Consider the following 13,863-nt stretch of genomic DNA (forward strand, 5'->3'; position numbering starts at 1 on the left):
GAGAAGCGGTTTTTCTTCTCATGGACTGATTGGCTTATGACTCGAGGGTCTCAGCTTGGAGCTGGACATACCCGCTTTTCCCGCAGGAGTCTCGCATATCCGTTCCAATCAACATCGTGCAAAAATCAACAATGACCTTTAACATAGCCTTTCAAAAAGGATGAGGCCCTGCCCATTAAAATGAGAATTACCTTCCTAAAATCCATTAAGTAGAAAAACCCATTATAGTGTGCAAGCCCTCATCCCATTCAGCCGATAAAACAGGGAATGCGAGCACCTTTGGGTTACCTGGTTCTTCCTGAGCGAAATAACCGGTAAGAATTCGGTGAAAAAACATTTCCGTTCAATGCGGCTGATAGGATTCTTTTACCCTGCCTGCTTCTTTCAAAACGCATTGGTAAAAAATGGACATAAAGTTACTTGTATACCTAAAAAACTAACATCACAAACTCTTATGTTGCAATTTATGGCCTTTTAAACAGTTAAACTATCGGTATGTTTTTGTTTACATAATAAAATTACAATTTATAAAAGATTGAGTTTGTATTGACAATCCTACTAAACTGATAATAAAGTCTAATTAGACGTCTTATGATCACTAACCCAAGTACAAATAACAGTATCCTGAAGAAATTACCTACCCCTCTTCTCTAACGAAAAGCAAACATCATAGTTATATTCGCATTAATTGGGCACCCTAAGTAAAAATCCTTCATAAAGGAATGGATAAAAATGAGCTCGTCTATAAATGGAATTATATTTGATGTGTATGGAACTTTATTCGATGTGCATTCGGTAAAAACCAGGTGTGAAGAGTTTTTTCCGGGAAAAGGTGAATCTGTCAGCCTGGTATGGAGAAGAAAACAATTGGAATATGCCTTTATCCGCCAGCTGATGGGTACATATAAATCGTTTCACCATGTTACTCGAGATGCCCTTCGTTATGCGGTTAAAGAACATAACGAAAAAGTCAGCGCTGAGCAGGAAGACTCGTTGATGGAGCAATACCTCTTCTTAGATCCTTTCCCTGAAGTAAAGGACGTACTTGATCAGGTCTCTCATAAAAAATTAGCTGTTCTTTCAAACGGATCTTATGACCTGTTAAATCCCCTTATTAAGGGTTCCGGCTTATCCCATGTTTTCCATTCTATCATTAGTATTGATGAGGTAAAGCATTATAAACCTGCCCCAAGTGCATACGGCCATGGTGCACATATGCTTGAATTGCGGCGGGAGGAGATATTGTTTGTCTCTTCGAATGGCTGGGATATTGCCGGTGCTAAAAATTTCGGTTACCAGACGGCTTGGATTAACCGCTTAAACCTTCCTGTAGAAGAATTGGATCTTCCTCCTGACAAGGAGTTTAGAGATCTTTCAGGAATTTTAGTGTGGAAATAATTAAGATGCTTGCAGTCAAGGCTACATTTGGCTTTCCCTCATCCAGAATAATAAGGCTGTCAAAGAGAATTAATTCAAACGGTACTATAAGAGTATCTTCAATGGGGACTGTTTTCTTCGGAACCAAGAGTTTTCTTTGACTAGTTTTACGGAAAGTTTAATAAATAACGCTTCAACTAACATAAAAGAACCGCAATACCTTCACAAACGACCGGTTCAAATTACCTCCAAGTTTCCACACACTGAATACCCAACCGCGCGCGTTCTGTTAAAAATTAAAAAACGAACAAACCGCGGCGATTGCGCCTAAGGTAAAACAGACTAGAAACTCTAGTCTCACACTGTCGAGATAGTCTCGGCGCCCATTTTTATTATACGCGAATCGGTCCACTCTGGCTGTGATAATCTTGTTTCTAGCATGGCGCATCCGAGACCGGCTTGGCTTCTGCTCGGGATAGATTGAAGGCTGCCATTAGACTAGATTTCCTTTTCCGCAATCAGCATATTCCGCTAAAGAAAAGCATAAAGGGTGCTGGATAAGCATATAGCACTAAACATAAGCATAGGAATAAGGAAGATAATCATAAAAAGTGAAAACATAAGCATAAAACCTGGAAACGTAAGCATAAACCTTCTACATATAAGCATATCTCCATAGAAGATAAGCATAAAAGCTTCCTGCGTGTTTCTAAATCGTATACATTTAATAAAAACCGTTTCCAAAAGCCCTTTTACTAAAACTTAGGAGTCAATCTGCAGCTAAAGTTACTAAGATTGGGGTTAATCCCTCAAAAAATGACGGTTTTCGGTAAAAAAGTCGACCATTCCCTGCTATTTTGCATGGCTGCCCTATAAGTTCAACGGCACGAAATATATTAACACGAAAATCAATACTACATCCGCTATGTAACGATCTTGGTACCAGTGTAAAGATAAACGTAAATTCCCAGGGAGCACAGACTAGAAAATCTAGTCTTTTTTATTTTGATTTTTGCCCCTCTTCACTACCAGTTTACCTTTTCACGTTTTTCAACCACTTTTCAAAATCGATGGCTGTAATCCTTTCCCCTGTTAACCCGTCACTCTCTTCAGATGCAGGGTTTACAGTAGGCCAGGACATGACTGAAGGTTCCAGGAGATGCATGGACCCCCTGATGCTGGCTGCTGAATTCCTATGGACTCATACCTGTAAGAGTGGCTCCGCCTGGGGGCAGCATATAAACATCTATACCAAATTCCATTTAATCTTCAGACATAATCTAAAAGGATTCTGTGGCCGCCCTTGAAGGAGTATAGGGTATAAATCCCTTTCTTCTCTTCGTTTCGTGATTCATGCAAGAATTCCCATCTTGTAATCGTGGAAGTAGAATGATTATGGTGCTTCTTGGCTGTACGGGTTATACGCCTAAAGAAAAGAGCATCTATAGAAGGGGTACCGCTTCCTGCATAAGATTCTTATTAAAGAATCTGGATACACAATATACTGGGGAAGGATGAATGTCAGAGAGATAATCTTCTCATTACAAGTACTCCCCAGATCTTCCTTTATTACACTTGATAAAAGTACTATCCCGTTTAATGAAATATTCTTCCTCTAATGTACACTCCAACATCCTCAATCGGCATACTCTAACAAATAAAACACGTCAAAAATATTCAACACCTTATAGAAACCAGTCAGGCGGTGAGCTTATGTTTAAAGTGAAAGAATCTAAACACGGCAGAGGCAGAGGTATCTTTGCTGTACAGTTTATTAAAAAAGGAGCCCTTATACACAAGGCACCTGTCATTGTATCCCCGAAAGCGGAGTTTGATTATCTAAAACAAACAATCCTGAGGAATTACTTATTTGATTGGGGAGAATCACCGGGAGATAGTGCGATCGCGTTAGGGTATGGGTCTCTTTTTAATCATTCCTACCGACCAAACGCCATTTATTCAATGAATATTAAAAAACGTACGATCAAATTTTATGCTATAAAGGACATCCCGCCAGGTGAAGAAATAGTAGTCAATTACAACGGCCGTCCCAATGATAAAAGTCCTTTATGGTTTGAAGTGAAATAGGAGCGATTTCTGGTAGCTCTGCAACAAAAAAGCACAGTCCATGGACTGTACCTTTTTAGCACGTGATTAACCCCAGGCAAAGGAGTTCTAACATATTCATTGATAGCCTATTTCGTATAGAAATTCTCTGTATAGTAAGGCTGGGATTCAGAGTTAAATGCTACCCCGACACCCAGCAGCCTAAAATCAGGCTTCAGAATATTCTCTCTGTGGCCCAGTGAGTTCATTAGTCCTTCATGTGCAAATATACTGCTTAATTGGCCGTAAGCAATATTTTCTCCTGCAGACCTGTAGGTTATATGGTCCTCTTCCATCCGGTCAAATGGCGACTGTCCTTTAAGATTCGTATGATCAAAGAATGAGTTTACCGCCATGTCCTTACTGTGCTTCTGGGCAGTTCCCTTCACCTGGCTGTCCCATGTGAGCACAGGCTGGCCATGCTGAACCCTTGCAGCATTAGTTAAGTCAAATAATTGATACTCAAAGCCCTCCTCAAGCTGTTTGTTTCCTTCCGTATAAAAGTCCTCTTTCTCTCGTTCAATATCTTTCTTGATCATTTGAATCGCGGTAACTGTATTTTTTTGATGTTTGTCATAAAAAACAGTTGTATAGCTGTCACCTAAAAGAAAAAGATCATAATCTCTTTCCTTAGGAAGCAAATAATAAACAAGGCCTTTTTGGAGCCTGTCCATTGGTTTTCCAAGCTCTTTTAGCACTTTATCTTTTGGAGTGCCCAATTTTATTCCTTTAGAGGATGAAATTAAATCCTGATTCGTATAAAGACCCACTACCTCATTGCTTTTATCATAGGATACCATAAGAAAATGCTGATAGTTTTTATGATAGGCATACCATTTTACTCCATATTCATTGTAGGTTGAGCGTTTTGCCTGCCCTAGCTCTTTTTCTACTTCAGCTTTTTTGTCCCCAAGTTCTATATTATATATAGAAAAAATTTGGGCACTTGGGGCTGACAATGCAGGTTTTTCAAGAAGAGTTGATTTTATCTCTTCTTTGTTTTGCGGGAGTTGTTTTATTGACTCATTTAATTGAACTCCTAATTGATTTATATCATCGGATAAGCGGTCAATGAGATTCGAAAAATCAGGGTCATCTTTCAATGCTGTTAACTCAGATTGAAACTGACCTACTGCATCGTTAATATCAAAATTTGGGTATTTATCGTGAACCATATACCAGCAAACACCCGCAATCAATACTAAAAACAGGAGCTTTCGCATAAGTTCCCTCCTTTATTACCTTTATTCCCCAAAGATCTATAAAATACAACTGGCTAACAATTTACAAAGTATCAATTATTAAATTGTATCCGCCTTTTTTCCATTAAACAAGTTTGAGCCCAGCGTACAGCTTGGTAACTTCAGGGATTCAGTTGCTAATGGATTTGGCTGTATATTAAAAAAACCTGACCGACTAACGGTTCAGGTTTTGACTCGAGTAACAATAGGTTATGCTTTTCTTTCCGCTTCCGGCAGAAAAGAAGAAACTACAGAAATATATTCCTCATGCTGTTCTAGATATGGGGTGTGCGAACTATCCTCAAAAATATGATAACTTGCATCAGGAACCAGGCTGCTGAAGTAGAGGGTTGATTCAGGAGTCGCCTCATCGTGCCTGCCGCATAGAAAGAGCGACGGCACATTGATTTCATGCAGTCTTGGAGTACAATCATATTCCTTAAGATTCCCGGTTACACAAAACTCCGAGGGTCCCCACATAGTCAGGTAAATATCCGGATTACCTAATGTAAAGGCCTTTTCCATAGCTTCCGGCCAAGGATCCAGACGGCATACATGTTTTTTGTAATAGGTTTGTGTAGCTTCTTTATATTCTTTGTTATCTGTATTGCCTTCTGTTTCGCATCTTTCGATGGTAGCCTGAACGTCAGCCGGCATTTCTTTCAACAGCCGCTTCTGATCATCCGCCCAGCGTGGAGCGCTTAAGCAAGAGCTTGAAAAGACAGCGCTCCTCACTCCGGCAGGACGAGTTAACAAGTAAGCTGAAAGCAGGGTTGTCCCCCATGAATGCCCTAGAATATGTACCTCTTCTAAAGCCAATTCCTTTCTTACCTGTCCCAGTTCTTCTACAAACCTTTCCAACCGCCACAAATCATCATGATCTGGGCGCTGTGAAAAGCCGGAGCCAAGCTGGTCATAATAAATGACCTCCCGATGTTTACTGAGTACGTCCAAGGCCTCAAGCGGCAGATGCGAATTCCCAGGACCTCCATGAAGTACTAGTAATGGAATCCCTTCCCCGCCGTTCTTGACCCGTCTATACCAAACTTCTCCACCCTTTACCTTAACAAAACCCTCCGAGATTTCCATAGTGTTCTCCCCGCTATTTTTCTAGATTTTATAACTATTATACTTCAAACGGCAAAATTTCAAATAAACAGAAAAAAATGAGTAAACGTCATTAACTAAAAGCAAACGATTCTCCCCTGCAGAAGAATCGTTTTAATAATTATTGAATTTCCATATGAAGATCGCCTTTTTTAACCCAGCCAATGACTTTAATAATTTGATAGAGAGCCAGCGATATAACGATCGGAAGGATTACACCAACTGCTATAAATACAAGAAAAGCTGAAATGCCTTGGTTGGCAATTATGTTTAAAGGTGCAATCAAAGAGTTAAGCCCGAGACCCGCTATCTCGTAATTCGCCTGAAAATCGAATGCTAAAGTGGCTATAGGCGCACAGATCATGGCTGCTGCAAAAGTCGGTATAACAAGTCGCGGGTTCTTGATCAGGTTAGGAAACTGTACTTTTGGAGTAACAAGTACCTGTGCTAAAAAGCCCCCTAAATCGTTCTGGCGCAGTGACATGGCTGTGAATCCTGCAAATTGGGCAGTGCAGCCAATTAATGCTGCTGCACTTGAAACCGGATCAAGCTGTAATGCGATGGCTATGGCAGCAGATGACGCTGGTGTCATAAGCAGAATACTCCATACCAGTGAAATAACCATAGAGGCAATAAGTGGATTCCCCTGTACGGATGAAGTGATTTCTTCACTGATTTTTTGTAATAATGGAGTGGTTACAGCCGCAAGGCCTACCCCCGCGATTCCTCCAGTAAAGATGGCCGCAATGGGGATTGCCATCATATCAAGCTTTGTTCGGCCCGTCACTCTTTTCCCTACGTATGTAGCGACAGCCGCTGCTAAAATAGCGCTGATCGGCTGGCCGGTTACAATGGTAAAAGCACCTTCCGGAGTATGGGTGATCGCATTACCCCCAATGGCCGCACATGCCATGGCGCTAAACAGTACCAAAGTATTGCCGCCCAGCTGAAAGGCTATCGCTGCCCCAATCGCAGGTGCAAGCAGAATTTTTGCTGCCCCGCCAATCACCACTAAAACATCCCACCCCACGAAGTTACCGATCGATTCAAACAATAGCCCTATACCTAACGTTACCAATACCGCATTGGCAACTCCTGCTGAAGCTTTATACATTCTCTCAATAATATAATTTTTCATTTTTAACACTCCTATAATGTAAAAGTACAAATGGATGACTCATGAATCTTTTGATGTGCAAGAATGCTTTCAGCATCATAAGAGAATCCTATAATCTTTGACAATCCATGCTGCAATCATGCTGTTCGGCCCCTCTCCTCGCTGTTTATTGTTCTAATATAACAAATATTCTGGCAAATTCAATAAGTTATTTTATTATTTTTAAAAATTTTATTATTCCGACATAATTAAACCGCTTTCATTTACCTTTTCGTGGTTTGAAGCGCATGCCGCTGATGTTTTTGAAGATTTTTAGCTCTTAAGACGGAATTTGATAAAAACACAAAAAGCCATCACTCTGGATGGCTTGTGTCTTTATTTGAATACTTCACTCATGTCTTATTTTGCTTTTTCCTGAGCTGCTGGAACTTTCTTTTTCCAAATCCCAAGTATGGCTGCTGTAATGACCGCTCCAATCAGTATAGCCAGGATATAAAGCAGTTTATGGTTCACGGCAAGGAAGATGGCAAAGATACCGCCGTGAGGAGCCTGCAGCGTAACATTAAAGGCCATAGCCAGGGCTCCAGCTGTTGCAGCGCCAATTACACTGCTGATGATTACGCGTATTGGATCCGCAGCTGCGAACGGGATCGCGCCCTCAGTGATAAATGAGGCACCAAGGAAGTAGTTAGTGATTCCGGATTTTCGTTCTGTTTCTGTAAATTTTTGTTTAAAGAATGTTGTAGCAAGTGCAATACCAAGCGGTGGTACCATACCTCCGGCCATGACTGCAGCATGCGGCCCCAGACTTCCTGCCTCAATGGCTGCAATGCCAAAGGTAAAGGCAGCTTTATTGATGGGTCCTCCCATATCTACGGCCATCATCCCGCCAAGGATGATCCCAAGGATTATCTTATTTGTTCCTGAAAGCCCATTCAACCATGAAGTCATGCCTTTATTGATTGCTGTAACAGGATCGTTGATAATAAATAGCATGATGAGCCCTGTAATCAAGATACCTAGTACCGGATAAATCAGTACTGGCTTCAAACCATCAAGCTGCTGCGGCAGCTTCTCGAATACCTTTTTAAGGCCTACTACTACATAACCTGCAAGGAAACCTGCAATCAAACCGCCAAGAAAACCTGCGCCTGCCTGAGCTGCAAGCAAGCCCCCGACCATACCTGGAGCGAAACCAGGGCGGTCTGCAATACTGCTGGCAATAAATCCTGCGAGTACGGGAACAAGGAAGAAAAATGCACCACTTGCGCCTCCACCCATATCCATAAGCGCTTTCGCAATTGGAGAGTAACTTGGGTCTTCTGGATTCGAGGCGTTAATACCGAATATAAAGGATAGGGCGATCAGGATCCCTCCGCCAACTACGAATGGAAGCATATTGCTGACACCGCTCATCAGGTGTTTGTAAATACCTGATCCTACAGATGCAGAATCATTTCTTTTTTTGCTGCTGCCAGCCTGATAAACAGGAGCTTCCTGGTTCATTGCACGCTGGATCAGCTCCTGAGGCTTTCTGATTCCTTGAGCAACCGGAACAATAATGACGTGTTTTCCGTTAAAACGGTCCATTTCTACCTGTTTATCTGCAGCAATAATAATAGCCTGCGCTTCTTCAATTTCCTTGGCTGTTAATCCGTTTTTTATTCCTGTAGAACCATTGGTTTCAACCTTAATGTCTACGCCCATCTCTTTTGCTTTTGCCCTTAGGGCATCCGCTGCCATATACGTATGGGCAATTCCTGTAGGACATGCCGTTACTGCAAGAATTTTACTAATACCTGCAGTTTCACTGACTTCAGAAGAATCTGCTTCTTCATCTGCCACTTCTTTTTCTTTTTGATCAATGATGGTAATGACTTCCTCTTTGGATGCTGCTGATAGAAGTTTTTGGCGGAAGCCTTCATCCATGAGCAGAGATGATAAACGAGAGAGCGTTTCGAGATGAGCGTTATTGGCTCCTTCACTTGCTGCGATCATAAAGAACAGTTTAGCAGGCTGTCCGTCTAAAGATTCATAATCAATACCGTCAATGGCTCTGCCAAAGCAAATAGCAGGAATTTTAACAGCAGCTGTCTTTGCGTGAGGGATCGCTATTCCTTCCCCTATTCCTGTTGTACTTTGCTCTTCTCGTTTCAAGATTGCAGCTTTATAGCCTGCTTTATCATTAAGACGGCCTGCTTCATGAAGCTTATTTACCAGCTCGTCGATAACTTCCCTTTTATTGCCGGATACAAGGTCCAAAACGACCGTATCCTGTTTTAATAGATCCGTGATTTTCATTTGATGTCCTCCTCGAACTGCTGAATCTGCACCTTAGGCAGAAGGGCTTCAATATCCTCTTTCTGACAGAGATCAGTTGAAAACGCCGTAGCACTTCCTGCTGCAATTCCATATTTAAATCCCTGTAAGAGATCATTTGTTTTCGTATAGACCCCTGTGAATCCTGCAACCAAGGAGTCTCCGGAACCTACTGAATTCACTACTTTTCCTTGGGGTATGGAAGCCGTATAGGCCTTGTCTTCTGTTTGTAATACAGCGCCATCCCCTGCCATTGAGACAATCACATTCTGTGCCCCTGCTTCTACTAATTTTTTTGCGTAGAAAGCTGCATCCTTGATCGTTTTAATCTTCACTGAAAAAAGTTCACCTAGTTCGTGATGATTTGGTTTAATCAAGAACGGGCGGTGTTTAACTGCCTCCAAAAGGGAAGGTCCGCTGGTATCAACTACAACCTTAACGCCGCGTTTGGAACAAATTTTTGTAATAGATTGGTAGAAATCGGATGGAACGCTTGGAGGAACACTGCCAGCTAGTACGAGCGTGTCGGTATTCTCCAGGCGCTCTATTTTGTTTATAAGCTCCCGGTAGTTCTCCTCCGTAATATTAGGCCCTAAACCATTGATTTCAGTTTCTTTTCCAGTCTTTAATTTAATATTGATTCTTGTATCTTCATCAACAGTAGTAAAATCCATCTTTACATTCTCTTTCTTTAAGAAAGTCTCTATGAAACTCCCGGTGAAACCGCCGACAAATCCAAGTGCAATGTTCTCGCTGCCCAGCCGGCTGAGGACGCGGGAAACGTTAATCCCTTTACCTCCGGGGAATTTGGCTTCCCTTTTCATTCTGTTTAATGTATCAAGCTGAAAATCCTCCACTTCAACAATGAAATCGATAGAAGGATTAAGCGTTACTGTGTATATCATGGTGTCACTACCTTTATTTTAGAATTTTTACGGAAATCCTCCAGCGCAGATTCATTGTTGGAATCTGTAATGATTACCGCATCCGTTACATCTCCTACTTTCGCAAAAGTAGCTTCATTTAACTTAGAACTATCAGCCAAAACAAAGCATTCGCTAGAAAGCCCCATGGCCGTCTTTTTCAGGAGTGCTTCTTCCGGGTCAGGTGTAGTCAGTCCAAGTACACTGTGTATCCCATTCATCCCCAGGAAACATTTATCAAACCGGTATTGAGCCAAAAAGCCCACCGCTCCACTGCCAACAATGGCATTGGTTGATACTTTCACTTGACCGCCCACAATCAGCGTTTTAATTTCATTTTCCGCAAGACGGGAAAGATGCATAAGCCCATTCGTGAGAACGGTTACATTTTTTTCCTTTAGGTAAGGGATCATCTCAGAAACAGTGGTTCCTGCATCCAGATATAGGCAATCTCCCTCATGGACAAAGGAAGCGGCTATTCTAGCTATCTCCCGTTTTTCTGCAGGTGATTGATTAATCTTTTCATTTATTCCAAGTTCAAAGCCCTTTCTTTGAAGGAGAGCAGCCCCTCCATGGACTCTTTTTAATAATTTCTTCTTTTCCAGCTGTGCTAAGTCCCGCCTAAGCGTTGCTTCTGAAACATGCAGCTGGTCGATTAAGTCAGTAAGTTTAATTGTTCCCTGCTGCTTTAGCATCGAAATGATGAATTGATGTCTTTCATCTGCCAGCATAAAGGGTCACCTCATCTTTCATATCCTTATCATAAAGAAAACCTTTACAAAAATCAATCGTTTTCAATCAAAAACAATCAAATTATTTCACATGTTTATAAAAATTATGAATAAACCAATCAAAATCAATCAAAAAAAAGCAACTTTACACTATAGACACAATGATAAATAACAGTATTATCATGGATTTCCTGGGACTTCTTGCTGGTTTTTTTACATGATGGCAATGCCACATCCCAAAGAGCGGCTGGGAACTGTAGATCAAACACTATAAATAAACCGAAAGAAAAACGGACTCCTTCTGTATTTTTCAGGAGTCCGTCTTTTATGTTCGGCTGTTTTCGCAATTTATTGAACAAGAGTTTGATTGCCAGCTTAAGGCATGCTAGTTTTCCGCGTGCGGTGAGCCTCCGCGGCTTCGCACTTGCAGCGTAAGTCAACCTGATTTAACAATAGGATGATGGTACAAAACTTATTAAAAAACAACAACAATCTTAGAAAACAACCTTATGTTTTTATAATTTACGAATACCAAAATGAAGCAATGCCTGCTTTAAATTACTATATGTTCTTGTCCGCTCAAAAACGATACCCAGCTTTACAGAAGTAATGGCAATGTCTGGACTTACACCCGATAAGACAGGGGTTAATCCAAGCAGTCTCAGAACCTCTGTTAAACGATAGAAATGGGTTGCTACTAAGGTGTCGATATTATGAACACCAGAAACATCAATGACAAGGTATTTTACTTTCTCTCCCGCACATTTTTCTGGAACAGTTTCAAGAAGCATCCTTGCTCTGTGTTCATCAACAAATTTAACAATCGGAAGGACTGCCACCCCATCCACCACAGGGATGACGGGATTGTCTATATCATCAAGAAGTTCTTGCTGAGACTGTATTCGGCTTGAAGTAACGGAATGATATTTCCTTGTAAATTCATTGATTAATCGATCCATGGTCCTTTGGAAGACAGCACTCCATTGTAAAATGGTCTGCTTATCAATATGATCTGTTTTTAGACCATATTCTTCAACAACGAACCAGACAAGCTCCCTGGTCCGGCTTAGCGCACCGAGGAATTCATAAATGGGAGTTCCATATTCAACCCTGCTGTTTACGACTATATCCACCCATTCCTCTAATTTTTGTTGAAAAAGAGAAGAATTAATTAAAAAGCCGCTCGCAATGGTTTCAATAGTATATTTATGTTGTTTTCTCAGCGATCTTTGAACTTCTTCACTAGCGTCCATGGAATATATGGAACCTTTTTTAAACTCTCTAGCACCAAACCACTTGTTACTAATAAAGTCAGAGTTTAGCAAAATATGTTCATACAGCGCTTGTGCTTTATCAGACATCAGGCAATGCCCTCTCTTCTAATTATCCGGCGCCGTAAAACAGGCTTCCAAATAATAAAGCGTTTTCTAAACCTTAACAGTTCTTCATAAATAAAGATAGATGTAAGAGTCGACTAATTTCTACATATTTTAAATAGTGGTTTCATTCAATTTATTAGAATAACATGGCCGGCCGATCCCAATATAAAAAGGAATTCCTGTAAACTTTGGAATTCCTTTTTGATTTAAACAATAGCACTCAAGTAAAAAACAGTTACTCACACTCTAGTGATTATGCCTGCCCAAGTCTTAAATTGTCATGAATGGTAAAAATACTACACTGCAGTATGATTTAGTCAGTATCTATTTTACAATGAACTCCTGCTCTTTATGTTCATGGATTTCTTCTTTTTCCACGTGTACTACCACTCCGTATGTACCAGGGGACTTGAAAGTGTTCGATAACGAATATTCGCCTTTCCCTTTTTCTGAAGTGCTGAGGAACTCATGTTTTTCTTCATCCATTTTCCAGATTTCAAACCGTACTTTGGCCTTTTCCAGCGGTTGGTTTTCATTCTGAATATGTGCAGCGAAAGTTACGGGCTTATTCACGATTATATCTTCAGGACTATGGAAGTAAATAGAAACATCCCCTCCATGATGATGTCCGTGAGCTTCTTCATTTCCCTCTGAGTGAGAATGGTGATCCTCTCCTTCAGCCTCTGGACTGCCTACTTTAATCTGTTTACTGGGCATACTGTGCATGTCTCTTGCTGTTACATGGGAAGTGACAGTGTAAACTCCATTTTCAGCAAACTTTTTCTTAAGGGAATACACGCCCTTCGAATGTTCTTTGACTGTAATCATTTCGGATTTAGTGCTGTCTGATTTGCGAATTTCAAATTTTACCTCGTCCGCATCTTCGACTGGTTCAGCGCCTTGTGTGATTTTTGCTGAGAATTCTATCTCTTCATCCACAGCTGCAGCTGCTGGTACATCTAGATCTACATTTAGCATTTCAGGTGTTTTGGCTTCCTTTTCATCAGTATTCTTCGTTTTATCTTTTCCACAGCCTGCCAGCACGGTGAACAAACATATTAGCAGTATTAGAGTTTGTTTTTTCATAAGAACCCCTCATTTATCTTTTGTCTTTTATTACAATTCATAATTATACTCTGACTAAAAAATAAATGTGTGAATAAAAAAGAAATTTCGGATTCTTATACAAAAGCAGTCTTTCATACAGCCCTCTGCTTTCTCAAAAGCTCTGTTAAACATGGCTGTTGATTGCAGCTAGCAGGCACTCGCGGACCTTAGGGGCGTTCCGGGAGCCTCCTCGGCATTGACGCCTGTGGGGTCTCCCTTGATAGAAAGGCGCAGGACGGTGACTTTCAAGGTAGTTCTTTTATAAGAACTGTGGTGAAGAGTCTGGTTAAAAGCCACATCTAAGAGAAAGTCAGACACCTGATAAAGAAGACTTGCTGATTGGCAAGCGACAGCGAAGACAGAAGCTTAGTCGCCCTTACCACGCTCGGAACGCCACGTCCTGTGGCCCCGCCTGGCTCGCACATCCTGTGCATCGTGCGTTAGCCAGGCATAAGA

General features: G+C 41.2%; 10 protein-coding genes. 2 read left to right on the forward strand and 8 right to left on the reverse strand.

Going from position 1 to position 13,863, the window contains the following annotated elements; translation table 11 throughout:
* Positions 1-732: 732 nt before the first annotated feature.
* Positions 733-1,398 (forward strand): haloacid dehalogenase type II, encoded by a 666-nt coding sequence (locus tag CUU66_RS13030; RefSeq protein ID WP_101642847.1) that lies wholly within the window; start codon positions 733-735, stop codon positions 1,396-1,398.
* 1,692 nt (positions 1,399-3,090) lie between these two features.
* Positions 3,091-3,465 (forward strand): SET domain-containing protein, encoded by a 375-nt coding sequence (locus CUU66_RS13035; RefSeq protein ID WP_101642849.1) that lies wholly within the window; start codon positions 3,091-3,093, stop codon positions 3,463-3,465.
* 107 nt (positions 3,466-3,572) lie between these two features.
* Here CUU66_RS13035 and CUU66_RS13040 read toward each other — a convergent pair whose 3' ends face one another.
* From CUU66_RS13040 to CUU66_RS13080, 8 genes are all read right to left on the reverse strand, one after another.
* Entirely contained in the window at positions 3,573-4,706 is a 1,134-nt protein-coding gene (locus CUU66_RS13040) for a CAP domain-containing protein (RefSeq protein WP_101642851.1), read from the reverse strand.
* Between the two features lie 228 nt (positions 4,707-4,934).
* Entirely contained in the window at positions 4,935-5,813 is an 879-nt protein-coding gene (locus tag CUU66_RS13045; protein ID WP_101642853.1) for a proline iminopeptidase-family hydrolase, read from the reverse strand.
* Positions 5,814-5,952: 139 nt separating this feature from the next.
* Complete coding sequence (locus tag CUU66_RS13050) at positions 5,953-6,969, reverse strand: PTS transporter subunit IIC (protein WP_101642855.1); 1,017 nt, start codon at positions 6,967-6,969, stop codon at positions 5,953-5,955.
* A gap of 378 nt (positions 6,970-7,347) precedes the next feature.
* Positions 7,348-9,249: a PTS fructose transporter subunit IIABC gene (locus CUU66_RS13055; RefSeq protein WP_101642857.1), complete on the reverse strand. Its 1,902-nt coding sequence runs from the start codon at positions 9,247-9,249 to the stop codon at positions 7,348-7,350.
* Entirely contained in the window at positions 9,246-10,172 is a 927-nt protein-coding gene (pfkB, locus tag CUU66_RS13060) for a 1-phosphofructokinase (RefSeq protein WP_101642859.1), read from the reverse strand. The genes CUU66_RS13055 and pfkB overlap by 4 nt, the downstream gene beginning before the upstream one ends.
* Positions 10,169-10,921, reverse strand: a complete 753-nt coding sequence (locus tag CUU66_RS13065; RefSeq protein WP_101642861.1) for a DeoR/GlpR family DNA-binding transcription regulator — start codon at positions 10,919-10,921, stop codon at positions 10,169-10,171. Before CUU66_RS13065 ends, pfkB begins: the two co-directional genes overlap by 4 nt.
* Before the next feature lie 515 nt (positions 10,922-11,436).
* Positions 11,437-12,282 carry an STAS domain-containing protein gene (locus CUU66_RS13075; protein WP_101642865.1) on the reverse strand — a complete coding sequence of 282 codons (846 nt, stop codon included), beginning with the start codon at positions 12,280-12,282 and terminating at the stop codon, positions 11,437-11,439.
* A gap of 342 nt (positions 12,283-12,624) precedes the next feature.
* Entirely contained in the window at positions 12,625-13,386 is a 762-nt protein-coding gene (locus tag CUU66_RS13080) for a FixH family protein (protein ID WP_101642867.1), read from the reverse strand.
* Positions 13,387-13,863: the final 477 nt, after the last annotated feature.

Source organism: Peribacillus deserti (assembly GCF_002863585.1).
Lineage (GTDB): Bacteria > Bacillota > Bacilli > Bacillales > DSM-1321 > Paraperibacillus > Paraperibacillus deserti_A.